Annotated in this window: 13 protein-coding genes; 8 read left to right on the plus strand and 5 right to left on the minus strand. The window is 68.6% G+C overall.

Annotated elements, in window-relative coordinates; genetic code table 11:
• Positions 1-26: 26 nt before the first annotated feature.
• Entirely contained in the window at positions 27-2207 is a 2181-nt protein-coding gene (locus BQ8420_RS22735; protein WP_087101190.1) for an ATP-dependent DNA helicase, read from the plus strand.
• 47 nt (positions 2208-2254) lie between these two features.
• Here the strand turns inward: BQ8420_RS22735 and BQ8420_RS22740 are convergent, their stop codons facing one another.
• Together BQ8420_RS22740 and BQ8420_RS22745 are read right to left on the minus strand one after the other, a co-directional pair.
• Positions 2255-2779 (minus strand): DUF6315 family protein, encoded by a 525-nt coding sequence (locus BQ8420_RS22740; RefSeq protein ID WP_087101191.1) that lies wholly within the window; start codon positions 2777-2779, stop codon positions 2255-2257.
• A gap of 182 nt (positions 2780-2961) precedes the next feature.
• Positions 2962-3309 carry a hypothetical protein gene (locus tag BQ8420_RS22745; RefSeq protein ID WP_087101248.1) on the minus strand — a complete coding sequence of 116 codons (348 nt, stop codon included), beginning with the start codon at positions 3307-3309 and terminating at the stop codon, positions 2962-2964.
• A 193-nt stretch (positions 3310-3502) separates the two neighbouring features.
• On the opposite strand from BQ8420_RS22745, the gene BQ8420_RS22750 reads away from it, so the two are divergent.
• The gene (locus BQ8420_RS22750; protein ID WP_235006428.1) at positions 3503-5308 is read left to right on the plus strand and encodes a hypothetical protein; all 1806 of its coding nucleotides are present in this window, start codon (positions 3503-3505) and stop codon (positions 5306-5308) included.
• A 61-nt stretch (positions 5309-5369) separates the two neighbouring features.
• On the opposite strand, the gene BQ8420_RS22755 is transcribed toward BQ8420_RS22750, so the two are convergent.
• Positions 5370-6179: a glutamate racemase gene (locus BQ8420_RS22755; RefSeq protein ID WP_087101192.1), complete on the minus strand. Its 810-nt coding sequence runs from the start codon at positions 6177-6179 to the stop codon at positions 5370-5372.
• A gap of 243 nt (positions 6180-6422) precedes the next feature.
• Here BQ8420_RS22755 and BQ8420_RS22760 point away from each other — a divergent pair, with 243 nt between their 5' ends.
• From BQ8420_RS22760 to BQ8420_RS22780, 5 genes are all read left to right on the plus strand, one after another.
• A complete protein-coding gene (locus BQ8420_RS22760; protein WP_087101193.1) occupies positions 6423-7886 on the plus strand; it encodes an FAD-binding oxidoreductase in 1464 nt (487 codons plus the stop codon).
• Positions 7887-7955: 69 nt separating this feature from the next.
• Positions 7956-9242: a cyclopropane-fatty-acyl-phospholipid synthase family protein gene (locus BQ8420_RS22765; RefSeq protein WP_087101194.1), complete on the plus strand. Its 1287-nt coding sequence runs from the start codon at positions 7956-7958 to the stop codon at positions 9240-9242.
• A 133-nt stretch (positions 9243-9375) separates the two neighbouring features.
• The gene (locus BQ8420_RS22770) at positions 9376-9867 is read left to right on the plus strand and encodes a hypothetical protein (protein ID WP_087101195.1); all 492 of its coding nucleotides are present in this window, start codon (positions 9376-9378) and stop codon (positions 9865-9867) included.
• 131 nt (positions 9868-9998) lie between these two features.
• Complete coding sequence (locus BQ8420_RS22775; RefSeq protein WP_087101196.1) at positions 9999-11288, plus strand: sugar ABC transporter substrate-binding protein; 1290 nt, start codon at positions 9999-10001, stop codon at positions 11286-11288.
• 47 nt (positions 11289-11335) lie between these two features.
• On the plus strand, positions 11336-12235 hold the full coding sequence (locus tag BQ8420_RS22780) for a carbohydrate ABC transporter permease (RefSeq protein ID WP_087101197.1): 900 nt from the start codon (positions 11336-11338) through the stop codon (positions 12233-12235).
• Positions 12236-12276: 41 nt separating this feature from the next.
• Here the strand turns inward: BQ8420_RS22780 and BQ8420_RS22785 are convergent, their stop codons facing one another.
• Positions 12277-12564, minus strand: a complete 288-nt coding sequence (locus tag BQ8420_RS22785; RefSeq protein WP_087101198.1) for a hypothetical protein — start codon at positions 12562-12564, stop codon at positions 12277-12279.
• 295 nt (positions 12565-12859) lie between these two features.
• Here BQ8420_RS22785 and BQ8420_RS22790 point away from each other — a divergent pair, with 295 nt between their 5' ends.
• Complete coding sequence (locus BQ8420_RS22790) at positions 12860-13600, plus strand: carbohydrate ABC transporter permease (protein WP_369825535.1); 741 nt, start codon at positions 12860-12862, stop codon at positions 13598-13600.
• Between the two features lie 67 nt (positions 13601-13667).
• On the opposite strand, the gene BQ8420_RS22795 is transcribed toward BQ8420_RS22790, so the two are convergent.
• Positions 13668-15248 (minus strand): long-chain fatty acid--CoA ligase, encoded by a 1581-nt coding sequence (locus BQ8420_RS22795; RefSeq protein ID WP_087101199.1) that lies wholly within the window; start codon positions 15246-15248, stop codon positions 13668-13670.
• Between the last annotated feature and the right edge of the window lie 153 nt (positions 15249-15401).

The raw sequence follows: 15401 nt of genomic DNA on the forward strand, positions 1-15401 counted from the left end.
TCTCCCCGGCCGGGTAATGTCGACGCGTGGCAGATCTCCCCGACATCCCCACCCTGCTGGGCGCGGCCGTCAAGGCTTTGGGCGGCAGCAGCCGAGAGGGACAACAGACCATGGCCGAGGCAGTGGCCACGGCCGTCGAACAACGCGAACACCTGGTGGTCCAGGCCGGTACCGGCACCGGTAAGTCCTTGGCGTACCTGGTACCCGCCGTCAGACGCGCGATGGCGACCAAGAAGCCGGTGGTCGTCTCCACGGCCACCATCGCGCTACAGAACCAGCTCATCGATCGGGACCTGCCACGACTGGCCGCCGCGATCGCCCCACTGCTGCCACGCGAACCCACGTTCGCGGTGCTCAAGGGCCGACGCAACTACCTGTGCCGGCACCGTCTCCAGACCGGGGTGGACGAGGAGGCCGAGGGCTCCGAGCTCTTCGACCCCAGGCAACTGTCGTCCGTGGGCCGCCAGGTGGCCCGCCTGCACGAGTGGGCCGAGGAGACCGTCACCGGTGACCGCGACGAACTCGTCCCCGGTGTCGGCGACCTCGCCTGGCGCCAGGTGTCCGTGGGAGGTAACGAGTGCATGGGCGCGCGGGTGTGCGCCTTCGGCCAGGAGTGCTTCGCCGAGTTCGCCCGTGAGGCCACCACCGGCGTCGACGTGGTGGTCACCAACCACGCCATGCTCTCCATCGACATGGCGCAGGGCTACCACCTCATGCCCGAGCACGACACGATCATGATCGACGAGGCGCACGAACTCGTCGACCGCGCCACCTCGGTGGCCACCGGCGTACTGAGCGAACGGGCCGTGTCCGTCGCCGCCAAGCGCGCGGCCCGCCTGGTCGAACCCGGTATCGGTGAACGGCTCACCGAGTGCGGGGACGGTCTGGCCCTGATGTTCACCGAGGTCGGCGAGGGCCGCTTGGACCACATCGACGAAGGGCTGGCCGGCGCGGTCGCCGCCGTCCGTGACGCATCGGCCGCCTGTGTCACCGCGATCGGCCCCAACCCGGGCGAACTCGAACCCGACATGGCCTCCGACCGCAAACTGGCCCTGGCCGCCCTAGGGGAGGTGCGCGAGGCGGCGGTGCGGATCCTGGAGGCCTACGAACCGCCGCTGCGCGACCGCACCGAGGTGGTCTGGCTGAACAAGGCGCCCGCCAAGCCGCCGTCGCTCAGTGTCGCCCCGCTCGGCGTGGGCGGACTGCTGCGCGAGAAGCTCTTCGGTGACCGCACCGTCGTGCTCACCTCCGCCACCCTCACCCTGGGCGGCGATTTCACCGCTCTGGCCCGACAGTGGGGGCTGGGCCGCGAGGTGGCCGAGGAGGCCGCGGACCTCGCGGCCGGGCGGACCCCCGCCCCGGTCCCACCGGTGGAACCCGCCCCGCGCACCGTCGTGGGCGCCGCGATCGACGGGGAGGACACCGAGGACGTCGAAACCGACACCGCGGACGAGATCGACGCGTCGGAGGACTCCGGTGGCGACGGTCCGCACCGAGCCGCCGGTGAACCCCGCTGGCGCGCACTCGACGTCGGCTCACCCTTCGAGCACGCCCGCACCGGCATCCTCTACGTCGCCCGCCATCTGCCCAAACCCGGACGCGACGGACTCTCCAAGGAGTACCTGGACGAGATCGCCGGGCTCATCGAAGCCTCCGACGGGCGTGCCCTGGGATTGTTCTCGTCCATGCGGGCCGCCCAACAGGCCACCGACGAACTCCGTGAACGCCTGGATCAGACCATCCTGTGCCAGGGCGAGGACTCCACCGGACAGTTGGTGCGCCGCTTCAGCGAGGACGAACGCTCCTGCCTGTTCGGCACCCTGTCCCTGTGGCAGGGCGTCGACGTCCCCGGACCGTCGTTGCAGCTGGTCATCGTGGACCGGATTCCGTTCCCCCGCCCCGACGACCCGCTCGCCTCGGCCCGCCAGCGCGCCATCTCCGCGCACGGTGGCAACGGGTTCCTGGCGGTGTCGGCCACTCACGCCGCACTGCTGTTGGCCCAGGGAACCGGGCGGCTGTTGCGCTCCACCGATGATCGAGGGGTGATCGCCGTGCTGGACCCACGCCTGGCCACGGCGGGCTATAGCGGGTTCCTGCGCTCGTCTTTGCCCCCGTACTGGGGCACCGCCGATCCGGAGGTGGCCCGAGCCGCGCTGCGACGGTTGGCGGAGAAGGCCGACGCCGCCGAGACCGAACCCGCGGCATGAAGGAGGCCGGGCACCTTCGGTGCCCGGCCGTCACCTTCGCGATCGGTTCAGCCGCGTGTGCGGTAACCGAACAATCGGACCGCGTAGCCGGGGGAGTCGTCCTCGGGCTCGTGGATGTGCCAGCGCTCGTCGTGATCGCCGACCAAGAGCTCGTTCCACATCATGTCGATGAGCTTGAGCCGGGAGACCACGGAGGCCTCCGGGTCGAGGACGATCGAGTAGGCCTGGTCGGTGAGCCGTTGGGTCACCATGCCCACGGACTGGCCGTCCCAGATGGCCGGGACCGTGGCGTGCCCGATCTCGACCCCGCACAATCGGAGTTGTTCCACCTCCTCTTCGAGGGCCTCGGCGGCCAACGCCCCGTCGAGTCGTAGGGCGTCCTCCAGCTCGTCGCGCTCCTCGTCGGGACGCAGGTAGGCGTGGTACGTGCGGTAGCCGCACGTACGGCACTTGCGCCAGACCACGCAGCGGGCCAGTCCATAGGCGGACTGTGCCTCACCGACGCTCCGGTACTCGCTCACCTCTCGAACCATGCCGCATTCGCAACACAAGGCAGTGAGTTCCTGCTTCATCAGAGTCCCCCCTCCCAGGTGAGTATGCGACGGATGGAGCCCGTTAGGGAACCCGTTCGAGGAGGAAGTCGCGGCAAGGAGTCGTCATCAATGCCCAAAATGACCGGACGACGGGTTTCGGGTGGGTCACGGTGGACTTCGGGGTGTCCGGACTCACGCTCGGCCGGCGGGTCCCCGAGGGCTCACTCGTCCATGGACAGCCCGCGCTTGTTGCGCGCGGTCCAGTCCCGCATCCGCTGGGGGTAGCCGACGATCTGCACGTCGTAGGCGGGGGTGGCCAGGTCCTTGGCGACCTTGCGGATGACGTCGGGGGATCCGCAGCGGCGCCGGATCCACTCACCGTCGGTGGCGACCGCGACCGCGGTCGTCCGGGTGGCGAAGGTCTCGGGTTCGACGAAGAACTCCACCCCGACCTTGCTCTTGGTGAACTCGATCAATGCCTTGATGTCGGAGTCCTCGGAGGCCCGGTCGAACCGGGCCTTTCCCTTGCGATTGGCCTTGCGAAGTCCGAACCGGTCTCGCCATCCCATCGGCGGCATGTCCCCTCAGTGCATGTTCGCGTTCCCGCTTCTCGCCGGCTTGGCAGCGAGTCTATCCACCGGAACAACGAGTGAATGGGCCTTGGAGTGCCCAAGCTGCACCGGTTTCACGTGTTTTCCGGACAGCTCGGTTACCACGCTGCTACGTTCTGTTGGCACACGGCTCAGTCAGGGGGAGAAAGACATGCCGATGTGGATTTGGGCGGGGGAGACAGCACGCCGACTGCGCGCCACGGGACAGGATGAACTGGCCGAGGCGGTGACCCGACTGCCGCAGCTCGCCGAAGCGGGGGACGCCGTCAAGGTGGAGGCCTCGGCACGGTCGGCGATGCGCGTCGCAAGACGTCTGGTCGCCGAGGCCGGGAACCAGGAGGCCGCGGTACCGGGGGTGTTCGGACCACCCACGTTGTTCTTTTTGGCGCACTGGCCGTTGGCGGTACGGGTGGGTGCGCTCGGTGAGGGGCACCGCGCACTCGACCAGGCCCGGGCGGTCGTTCGGGACGAACCCGGCCCGCACGAACACGGACCGATGCCGGTCTCCGCGCTGGCCTCGCTGGTGCGCTGCCACGCCAACATCGATTCCAGGGGGACCACACAGATCCGGCGTGAGTTGCTCTCCGCCCGCAGTCTGTCCGGCTGGGAGGACACCCCGGCCTGGCCGGCGTTCACCCTGGCCCGGGTCCACCTGCTCATCGACGAGGAACAGGCGGACCGGGCCGAGGCGGAACTGCGCCGCTACGAACACACCGCCACCGGACCGGCCCTGCTCGGCTCCGAAGGGGTGTTCGCTCTGGTCAGGGCGTTGCGGCACCAGGACAAGCACACCGATGCCCTGGACGCCCTGGACCGGATGGAGGCCGAACTCGAACTGGGTGAGGGGCGCGGCGCCGCGAACCCGCGCCGTCCCGCGCTGGTGCGCGCCATCCGTTTCGAACGTGCCCGGCTGTTGTCCTGGCTGGCCCGCCTGGGTCTGTGCGACGCCCGTAAGGCCATCGCGCTGCTGCCGACCGTCGACGAGGCGGAGGCCTGCCCGAACCTGCGTCCGATCTGGGCCGAGGCCGTGGAGAACCTGGTCTGTCAGGGGAGCGTGCGCAACGACTGGCGGCTCGGGGCACGGGTGACCACCTGGTCGCGCTACTTCGAACGGGTGGGGGCGCCGCGTCGCGGTGCGGAGATGGCGCTGACCGCCACCCGCCTGGCCGGAGGAAGGGGCGCCCACTGGGTCGCCGAGTGCTCGGCGCTGCGGGCCGAACGTCTCATCACCGAACTCGGCGCCGCCGAGGAGATCAGTGGTGACCTGACGGAGGCGCGCGCGATGGTGCGCGGGATGAACCCGATCAGGCCGCTGGCCCCGGCCTCGAACATCCTGGAGTTCCTGCGCGCCCAGCCCGCCGAGGACGTCGACCCCGAGGAGCAGGCCGAACAGGTCAACGTGGCGTTGGCCGCGCTGCCGCACGACTCCGCGCTGTTGAGCGCGCTGGGACAGGTGGGGCGCACGCTCATGCTCTCCGACGCCGCCACCGAGCCGCAGTGGCGGCACGTTCGCGAACAGCCCGGTGACCAGCGCGCCGCCCTGTCGCTGTTGGAGACCCTGCTGCACGACAACGACACCGGCGGGGTGCGCGACCTGGTCCGCACCCTGGCCGCCGGCGCCCTGCCCACCCAGGGCGAGCGTGTGCGGTCGGCTTCGCCGGAGCCGGTACCCGCGGCTCCATCCGCGGCGTCGGCCCCGGTGACCCCGGTGACCCCGGCGTCCCCGGTGCGAGGCGCGCACCGGGCACCCGATGGCGAGAGCGGCCCCCAGGACCCGCTGAGTGGACCCCAGCGTGTGCCGACCGGCCCGCAACAGGTTCCGATGGGTCATGGCGCACCTTCGGACCCGGGCGCCCCGGTGCCGGCTTCCGACCCCACCCTGGTGGAGGGGGTCTACCGCGTCCCCGAGGGCGAGCGTCGGTTGGCTCAGGCCGCGGGCGGATACGAGCCGCTCTGAACGAGCCGGGCCTCGCCTCGGAACCCGCCGGGTTCCGTCTTGTGCACCACGCACCGAAGCGCTAGCGAAGGTCCCGAAAAGTACGACTCGCGGAGGCCTCGTCCGACAGGGCCCTGCCCGCCGGATAGGTCAACGCCTCCGCGGGCAGGTGCGCCGGTCGGCCACTGGCCGACACCCGGACCCGGCCCGAGCCCCCGGCTGGACGCTCCATCGCGCCGATCCGGCGCAGCGCCTGGGCGGCCACCGCGTCGGCGGCCGTGAACAACGTGGCGCGGCCACCCAGCGCCTCGGAGATCCGCGTACCCACCAGGTCGTAGTGGGTGCAGCCCAGCACCACCCCGCGCACCTGTGGCGGGGTCAGTCCCGCCGCGTATTCCACCGCCTCGGCGATGCGACCGGGGTCCGCCGACTCCACGGCCTCGGCCAGCCCGACGCAGGCGACCGGGGTCACCTCCACACCCTTGGCGAAGTTCTCCACCAGACCGCGCTGGTAGGCGCTGCGGGTGGTGACCTCGGTGGACCACACCGCGATGGGTGTGCCCGCCGCGGCGGCCGGCTTGATCGCCGGCACCGTCCCGATCACCGGTATCCGCGGCTCGAACTCGGCGCGCAGCGCGCCCAGACCGTGCACCGACGCGGTATTGCACGGCACCACCACGGCGTCCAGGTCGCCACCGTCCTCGGCGGCGGCCCGGGCGGCGGTATCCGCCCCGGCCAGGGCACGCCGGATCACCTGGTCCGGGGTACGACGTCCCCAGGGCATGTGGTCCGGGTCCATGGACAGGTACAGGTCGGCGTCGGGGCGGGCCGCGCGCAGGGCGGCCGCGGTGGAGAGCATGCCGATACCGGAGTCAACGAGAGCGATGCGCACGGATCCGAATCCTATGCCGCCCTTCCGGTGATCATGCCATCACGCCAGGTGCCCGGGGGTGTCCCGGCGGGGTTTCCCGAACCTGACCGGAAGCGGCCGGGAATGGGTAGGACACGTACCGAAATGGGGTGGCACGGAACCGTCACCGGTGGATAGAACAGAGAGGTCGGCCCGTCCCGGCGCACAACGAGACCGGTCCCGGCCGACCCACGCTGAGCCTCGCGAACCGTCAGGAAGGCCGGTATGACCCGTGAACAGCCCGGTACGACTCCGCAGCACAGGACCTTCGGCGACGCCGGCCCCGACACGGCCCTCCCCGAACACGTCGCGGCGGTCCAACGGCTGAGCAGGGACTATCGGGCGTTGCCCGCGGACGCTCCGGTCCGCCTGGCCAAACCCACATCCAACCTCTTCCGGTTCCGGGAACCCTCCTCCGCTCCGGCCCTCGACGTGTCCGCGTTCTCCGGGGTCATCTCCATCGACCCCGTCGAACGTCTGGCCGACGTCGGCGCCATGACCACCTACGAGGAACTCGTCGCCGCCACCCTGCCGCACGGACTCATGCCCCTGGTGGTGCCGCAGTTGCGCACCATCACCCTGGGCGGGGCCGTCACGGGGCTGGGCATCGAGTCGTCCTCGTTCCGCAATGGGCTCCCGCACGAGTCCGTCCAGGAGATGGAGATCCTCACCGGATCCGGCGAGGTCGTGATCGCCACCCGCGACAACGCCCACAGCGACCTGTTCCACGGTTTTCCCAACTCCTACGGAACGCTCGGGTACAGCCTGCGACTGCGCATCGAACTCGAACTGGTCTCCCCGTACGTGCACCTGCGCCACCTGCGTTTCTCCGACGCGGCCGAGGCGATGGACGTCCTGGCCCGGATCAGCGCGGCCGCCGAACACGACGGTGACCGGGTCGACTTCGTGGACGGGGTGGCCTTCGGCCCCGACGAGCTGTACCTGACCCTGGCCCGGTTCACCGATCAGGCCCCCTGGACCAGTGACTACACGGGCAACGACATCTACTACCGGTCCATCCCGCGCTACGCGGGGGACGGACCCGGCGACTACCTCACCCTCCACGACTACCTGTGGCGCTGGGACACCGACTGGTTCTGGTGCTCCCGCGCCTTCGGCACCCAGAACCCGTTGGTACGGCCGCTGTGGCCGCGCTCCCTCAAGCGCTCCGACGTCTACCGCCGTCTGGTCGCCTGGGACCGACGCAGCGACTTCTCCCGGTTGCTCAACCACTACCGGGGACGCCGCCCACAGGAACCGCTCATCCAGGACATCGAGGTGGGCGTCGAGCACGGCGCCGAGTTCCTGGACTTCTTCCACTCCGAGGTCGGCATGAACCCGGTGTGGATGTGCCCGATTCGCCTGCGCGAACCACGCCGCCCGGACACACCCGACGGCGAGCACGTGTGGCCGCTCTACCCGTTGGAGAACGATCGCCTCTACGTGAACTTCGGGTTCTGGGGGATGGTCGACATGAAACCGGGCCAGCGGCACGCCCACCACAACCGTCGGGTGGAGGAGGAGGTCGCGCGGCTCGGCGGGCACAAGTCCCTCTACTCGGACGCGTTCTACTCCGAGGACGAGTTCTGGGCCCTGTACAACGGTTCCGCCTACCGCGACCTCAAGGAGACCTACGACCCACGGGGTCGGCTGTTGGACCTGTACGCCAAGTGCGTACGCAATCGCTGAGCAACTGGACACCACCATCGGGACGCGACCCGCGGGTCGGGCCGCATCCGTGAGGAGGAAGGACGCACAATGCGGCTTGCAGAGATCTTCGAGCGTGTCGTGGGACCGAACGCGCCGATCCGGTTCACCGCCTACGACGGAAGCTCCGCGGGCGACCCGAACAGCGACGTGACACTGCACGTGCGCACCCCGGTCGCCGTCAACCACCTCGCACAGTCACCCAATGCGATAGGCCTGACCCGCGCCTACGTCTCCGGTCACCTCGAAGTCGAGGGTGACATGTACACCGCGATCAGACGCATGGCGGACTTCGCCTTCGCCGAGGGCGTCAACGTGTCCGCGCGCGACCTCGTGAACATCGTCCGTTCCGTCGGATGGGTCAAGTTCGTCAATCGGGTCGCCCCGCCACCCGAGGAGATGCGGCGCAGGACCCTGCTCGGTCGGGGGATGCGCCACTCCAAGGAACGCGACGCCGAGGTCATCCACCACCACTACGACGTCTCCAACAAGTTCTACAAGCTGGTCTTGGGCCCGTCCATGACCTACACCTGTGCGGTCTTCGACGACGAGGACGCCGGTCTGGACCGGGTGGGCGCCGCCGACGGGGCGTTGGAGAGCGCCCAGTTCCGCAAGTACGACCTGGTGGCCCGCAAGCTCGGTCTGGAGAAGGGCATGGACCTGCTCGACGTGGGTTGCGGGTGGGGCGGCATGGTCCGTCACGCCGCCCGCGAGCACGGAGTACGGGCGATCGGGGTGACCCTGTCCAAGGAACAGGCCGAGTGGGGCGCCAAGAAGATCGCCCAAGAGGGTCTGACCGAGCTGGCCGAGATCCGCCACATGGACTACCGGGACGTGCCCGACGGCAGCTTCGACCGGATCAGCTCCATCGGGCTGACCGAGCACATCGGGTCGAGGAACCTGGGTGCCTACTTCTCGTCGCTCAACGACAAGCTGGTGCCGGGCGGCCGGCTGCTCAACCACTGCATCACCCGGTCGCGCAACGACCTGCGACCGATGAACACCAAGGGCGTGATCAACCGCTACGTGTTCCCCGACGGCGAGCTGGAGGGCCCCGGCCGGATCCAGACCGCCATGAACGACAGCGGGTTCGAGATCCGCCACCAGGAGAACCTGCGCGAACACTACGCCCTGACCCTGCGCCATTGGGGCGAGAACCTGGAGCGCAACTGGGACGAGGCGGTCCGCGAGGTCGGTGCGGGCACCGCCCGGGTCTGGCGCCTGTACATGGCCGGATGTGTCCTCGGGTTCGAGCGTGACGTCGTGCAGCTCCACCAGATCCTGGGAGTGAAGCAGGACGGCACGGCCTCTCACATGCCGTTGCGGCCCGTCTTCTGACGGGTCGGGTCCTTCGGGCCGACGGGGTGTTCGCGGCGCGCGGACACCCCCGTCCCCTCACCTGCCCCGAACGAGTACGGCCAGGCGGCATCATGGTCAGCGTCCAGTACCAGCAGCCGCGAAGGGACCCGCAGTGTCCTCCGACGACCACGCCCCCGAACCCGTTCCCGAATCCGGCCCCGGCCCCGATCTGCCGGTCCACGTCAAGGAGACCGCCATCGCGCTGGTCGGCGCGTACGTGGATCACAACAGTGAAGAGCTGGATCGTCTGATCCCCCACGCCACCGACGACTCCGAGAGCGTCCTGTCCGAGCTGAAGGTGATCGCGGCGTTCCTCAGCCGCCGGGTCCAGACCACCGGTGTGCTCTGGAAGCCCGCAGACTCACGTGAGGCGGTGGCCCGCACCGTCGCCGAGATGCTCCCACCGGAGCTGGAGTTCGCGGTCTCCACCGCCTGGGAGGCGCACTCGGTGGGGGAGGAGGAGACCGCCGAGCGCTTCACCAGGGGAGATCCCATGGTCTACGTCCACATGCTCGCCGCGTTCAGCGCCGCGATCGGCCTGGCGGTCTACAAGCGCGCCGAACTGGTCTCCACCCTGCGTCAGGTCGCCGGCCTGAGCGAGTGAGAGGCCGGCGCCGAGGCCCTCCCTAACAGCTCAGACACAAGTGACAGTGGTTTACTTCACAAGTCGGCGTTAATTACGTAGGTTTCCTACCAAACCTCAGGGACCCTCGAACGAAAGCGGGAGGCGAGCCGATGGCACGCAGACGAGTACACGAGTACCTTCCCCTCCCCGCGGCCACACTCGCCCTGGTGCTCGCGGCCACGGCCTGCGGCGGCGGTGATGGTGACGGCGGAGGTGATACCGACACCCTTCAGGTGTGGATCATGGAGGGCACCAATCCTGACGCCTCATCCTTCTTCGACGAGGTCGGGACGGCCTTCGAAGAAGAGAACGGAATCAGCGTCGAGGTCGAGTTCGTGCCCTGGCAGGACGCCCAGGACAAGATCTCCACCGCCATCGCCGGTGACACCCTGCCCGACGTCGTGGAGCTGGGCACCACCTTCACGCCGGAGTACGCCGACGCCGGCGTCCTGCACGACGTGTCCGGCTACATCGACGACCCCTCCCGCTTCCAGCGGGAGATGTACGAGATGGGCGTCATCGACGACGCCGCCTACGGGGTGCCCTGGTACGCGTCGATCCGCTCGATCATCTACCGCAAGGACATCTTCGAGGAGCACGGCCACGAGGAGCCGGCGAACTGGGACGAGATGCGTGAGACCGCGCTCGACCTCGCTGAGACGGAGGAGGACATGATCGCCTTCCCGGTGCCCGGTGACGCCCAGTACTCGGTCATGCCGTGGATCTGGGGCGGTGGCGGCGAGGTCGCCGTAGAGGAGGCCGACGGCACCTGGAGCTCCACCATCGACTCGCCGGAAGGGCGGGCCGGGGTCGAGTTCTTCACCGACTTGGCCCTGGAGGACGACCTGTCCACCACTGGCGCGGTCAACTGGAACGAGATCGACGTCATGGAGGCGCTCTCCGACGAGCAGGCCATCATGGCGATCTCCAACAGCTCCAACCCCAAGGCCATCATCGAGAACAACCCCGACCTGGAGGGCGACCTCGGCGTCTTCGTGCTGCCCGGCCAGGAGGACGGGTACACCGAGTCCTTCGCCGGCGGCTCGCTGCTGTCGGTGTTCGAGGGCACCGGCAACGAAGAGGCGGCCTGGCAGTACGTCGATCTCCTCACCAACGGGGAGTACTTCGAGCGCTGGGGCGAGGAGAGCGGCTTCTTCCCCGCCGGCGTGGCGGAGATCGAGGGCTACGCCGAGTCCGAGGACCCGCTCGTGCAACCGTTCGCGACCCAGCTGCTGGAGGCCGGCAAGAGCACCCCGGCCGTCCCCGCCTGGTCGCAGGTCGAAGCAGAGGGTGTGATCGTCAAGATGCAGCAGGACATCCTGAACGGTAACGCCACCGTCGAGGAGGCGACCGAGGCCGCCGCCGAGACCATCGAGAACATCCTCAACGAGGGCAATTGAGTTCCACATCGACCCAACGGCGGTCGAAGCGCGCGCCGCTCCTGAGTATGCGGGGGCGGCGCGCCCTCCTGCCGTGGGTCCTACTGGTACCGCCACTGGGCGTCATCGGAGTCCTGCTGCTCCTGCCCATCGGGCGAATCGTGTGGCTGTCCTTCCGGGACTTCAAGCTGCGCAACCTCGTCTCCGGGGAGTCCGACTTCATCGGACTGTCCAACTACGTCACGCTGCTGACCGACCCGTACCTGTGGCAGGTCGTACTGGTCAACACGGTGACGTTCGCCCTGGTCGCGGTGGTGACGACGGTCGTGCTCGGCACGCTGGTCGCCCTGCTACTGTCCACGCTGCGACCCGTCACCAGGATCATCGTCGTCTCCTGCATCATGGTGGCCTGGGCGATGCCCGCGGTCAGCGGCACCTACGTGTGGATCTGGATCTTCGACGTCGACCACGGCGTGGTCGCCCAAGCGCTCATGCAGATGGGCGTGGTCGACCCCGGCGGCTACAACTGGTTCGCCGACCGGTTCTGGTTCTACGCCATCGTCACCCTCAACATCGTGCACAGCGGTTTCCCGTTCGTGGCCGTGACGGTGCTGGCAGGACTGCTCACCGTGCCCAAGGAGTTGTACGAGGCGGCCCGCATCGACGGCGCCGGCGCGTGGAAGCGCTTCTGGCACGTCACGTTCCCCACACTGCGCCCGGTGTTCGCGGTGGTGACGGTGCTGTCCACCATCTGGGACTTCAAGGTGTTCGCACAGATCTACCTGATGCCCGGCGGCGACGTCGGCGGCTCCCAGATGCTCAACCTGGGCGTGTGGTCCTACGTGCGGTCCTTCGGCCAGAACGACTTCGGTATGGGCTCGGCCATCGCCGTCATGCTCACGCTGTTGCTCCTGGGAGTGACCGTCGTCTACCTGCGCGCGTTGTTCCGTGAGGAGGAACTGCGATGAGGCCTCAGCCGAACCGGGGAGCCCTTCGCCCGGCCCCGCCCTCAGCCCAGACCCTCGATCAGACGCTCGCGCACCACTCGCCAGTCCACCGAGGCGAGGGAGCGTCGCTCCAGATCCTCACGGACGGCGACCATGGTCCGCAGGGCGTCCTCGTCCAGCGGCCGACCGTCGTCGTTGCCCCGATTGACGAGCCCGTCCACGTACGAGTGCAGCCGCCGCCCGCCGGGGTCGCGGCGGGCGTGCCGGACGGCGCTCGCGCGGAACCTGGCGTCGTGCGGGATCCACGCCGCGATCACTTCGGTGGGGGAGAGCCCCGCGGAACCATCCACACGTCTCTCCTCACCGTCTTCACCCTCGGGAACGAGGGGGATTCTAGGCCATGTCCCACGAGTACGTACCCGGCCGCCGCGGGGGCGTCTCGGGACCATCGCCGTCAAAGGAGGTCCGTTGGTCACCTCTAACTCCGGTAGCTCCGGGACCGTGGACGAACGGCACGAGACCGACTGGGACGCACGGGTGCGGGAGGCCCGCAAGCGAGGGAACTCCCTGCGTCTGGGCCGCGTCATCGCCAAGGCGGCGGGGATCTCCCTCCTGCTGTTCTTCACCCTGTTCCCGGTCTACTTCATGCTGGTCAGCGCGTTCTCCGAAAGCGCCACATCCGGCGCGGGCGCGCTGCTGCCGACCTCCTTCACCTTCGAGAACTTCAGGTACGTGCTGGTGGAGGCCAACTTCCTCCTGTACCTGCGCAACTCGTTGACGGTCGCCGGGATCACCGTGGCCATCGCCTGCGTCCTCGCGATGCTGGCGGCGGTCGCCGTGGGTCGGTTCCGCTTCCGGTTCCGCACGGCCGTGCTGGTCCTGGTGCTCATCGTGCAGATGGTGCCGTTGGAGGCGCTGGTCATCCCGTTGTTCATGCAGGTGCGTGACCTGCAGATGCTCAACACGGTGCTGGGTCTGGCGGTCGCCTACGTGGCGCTGTCGCTGCCCCTGGCGATCTGGATGATGCGCGGGTTCGTGGCGGCGGTACCCAAGGAAGTGGAGGAGGCCGCCTACATCGACGGCGCCTCCTGGCCGCAGATGTTCTGGAAGGTGCTGTTCCCTCTGGTGGCACCGGGGCTGGTGGCGACCGCCATCTTCTCCTTCATCGTGGCCTGGAACGAGTTCGTGCTGGCGATGACCTTCATGACCCAGAGCGAGAACTACACGGTCGCGGTCGGGCTGCGCCAGTTCTTCGGCCAGTACGCCAACGACTGGGGGCACGTCATGGCGGCCTCCACGATCATCACCATCCCGGTGATGGTGTTCTTCATCCTGGTCCAGCGCTGGTTGGTGGCCGGACTGGTGCAGGGCGCCGTCAAGGGCTGAGCGCCCCGGGACGCTCGCGTCGAGGGCCGCCCCCGCGAAGGGAGCGGCCCTCGAACGTGCGGCGGGATCAGCCTTCGCGCAGCTCGCGCTTGAGGATCTTGCCGGTGGAGGTCATCGGCAGTTCGTCGCGGAGCTCGATCTGACGCGGGTACTTGTAGGCGGCCAGTCTCTCCCGGGCGAAGGCGGTCAGGTCCTCGGCGGTGGTCTCGGCGCCCTCCTTGAGGATCACGAACGCCTTGATCTCCTCGCCGTGGGTCTCGTGGGGGACACCCACCACGGCGGCCAGGCTGATCGCCTCGTGGGTCATCAGGACCTCCTCGACCTCACGCGGGTACACGTTGAACCCACCGCGGATGATCATGTCCTTGGACCGGTCGATGATGAAGTAGAAACCGTCGTCGTCGCGGCGGGCGACGTCCCCGGTACGGAACCAGCCGTTCTTGATGACCTCGGCGTTGGTCTCGGGGCGATTGTGGTAGCCCTTCATGATCAGGTGGCCGCGGACCGCGATCTCACCGACCGGGTCCTCCTCGCCCTCCTTGACGACCTCGTTCCACTCGGGGTCGATCAGCTTCATCTCCACACCCCACACCGGGCGGCCGATGGAGCCGGTCTTGGCACCGGTATTGGGGTTGTTGAACGAGGCCACGGGCGAGGTCTCGGACAGCCCGTAGCCCTCCTTGATGCCCACCCCGAAGAGCTTGGTGAAGTCCTCCGCCAGCTGGGCCGGCAGCGCCGAACCACCCGAGACCGCGTCGACGACGTTGTCCGCGATCTGTTCCAGGTCGTACTCGCCGGCCTCGGCGGACCGGGCGGAGTTGAGCAGACCCCAGTACATGGTGGGCACACCCGCGAAACCGGTGACGCCCTCCTTCTGCATGAGCTCCAGGGCCTGGCCGCCCTCGAAACGCGGCAGCAGCACCATCGTGCCGTGTCGGTACAGGACGGCGTTGAGCATGACCGTCTGGCCGAAGATGTGGAACAGCGGCAGCACGACCAGGGACACGTCCCGCCCGTCCGGGTGGGGGTTGACCAGCCCGGAGGAGACCACCGCGTTCATCATCAGGTTGGTGTGACTGAGCTCGGCGCCCTTGGGTCGACCGGTGGTTCCACTGGTGTAGATGATGACGGCCGTGTCGTCACCGTCGCGCTGAACGGTCTCGAACGTGCCCGGCTGACCGTTCAGGGCCGCCCAGATGGTCTCGGCGCCCTCGATGGTGGACTCGGTGGCGCCCGCCGCGGCCGGCATGTCGATGAAGAACTCACAGGTGTCCACCTGGCCGAAGGCCTCGAAGGCACGGTCGCCCAGCGGGAGTTCGGGCGAGCCGGTGAACGAGAGCAGGGCCTTGGCCCCGGAGTCCTCCAGGTGGTAGGCGATCTCACGCGGGGTGAGCAGCACGTTCAGCGGGACGACCACGGCTCCGGCCTTGAGCGCGCCGAAGTACACGAACGGGAAGTAGGGCAGGTTCGGGCTGGCCAGGGCCACCCGGTCGCCCGGCTCGATCCCACGGGACACGAGCAGGTTCGCGACCTGGTTCGCGATCATGTCGGTGATCGCGTAGTTCAGACGTGTGTCGCCGAAGACCAGACACTCCTTCTCCGGAGCGGAACGAGCACCGTCCTCCAAGAGCGTGGACAGGTTGAACATGGGGGCCTCCCGCGGCAGGTCGTTGAGGGAACAGGTGCGACGAACAGCAGGCATGACCTGCGTCGTGTGTTCTGCGCCACTGAACGGCAGAGTAACAAACCGGGCGGTCGGTGTGGAGAGGCATGGGACCCGTAAATCCACCGATCCCCACTT

The organism is Nocardiopsis sp. JB363, from assembly GCF_900143625.1.
Lineage (GTDB): Bacteria > Actinomycetota > Actinomycetes > Streptosporangiales > Streptosporangiaceae > Nocardiopsis.

Excerpts from the sequence above, each read along its gene's own strand:
- BQ8420_RS22740 (WP_087101191.1), bottom strand. The coding sequence starts at position 2,779 with ATGAAGCAGGAACTCACTGCCTTGTGTTGCGAATGCGGCATGGTTCGA.
- BQ8420_RS22790 (WP_369825535.1), top strand. The coding sequence starts at position 12,860 with ATGCTGGTCAGCGCGTTCTCCGAAAGCGCCACATCCGGCGCGGGCGCG.
- BQ8420_RS22795 (WP_087101199.1), bottom strand. The coding sequence starts at position 15,248 with ATGTTCAACCTGTCCACGCTCTTGGAGGACGGTGCTCGTTCCGCTCCG.
- BQ8420_RS22775 (WP_087101196.1), top strand. The coding sequence starts at position 9,999 with ATGGCACGCAGACGAGTACACGAGTACCTTCCCCTCCCCGCGGCCACA.
- BQ8420_RS22765 (WP_087101194.1), top strand. The coding sequence starts at position 7,956 with ATGCGGCTTGCAGAGATCTTCGAGCGTGTCGTGGGACCGAACGCGCCG.
- BQ8420_RS22745 (WP_087101248.1), bottom strand. The coding sequence starts at position 3,309 with ATGGGATGGCGAGACCGGTTCGGACTTCGCAAGGCCAATCGCAAGGGA.
- BQ8420_RS22780 (WP_087101197.1), top strand. The coding sequence starts at position 11,336 with ATGCGGGGGCGGCGCGCCCTCCTGCCGTGGGTCCTACTGGTACCGCCA.
- BQ8420_RS22750 (WP_235006428.1), top strand. The coding sequence starts at position 3,503 with ATGCCGATGTGGATTTGGGCGGGGGAGACAGCACGCCGACTGCGCGCC.
- BQ8420_RS22760 (WP_087101193.1), top strand. The coding sequence starts at position 6,423 with ATGACCCGTGAACAGCCCGGTACGACTCCGCAGCACAGGACCTTCGGC.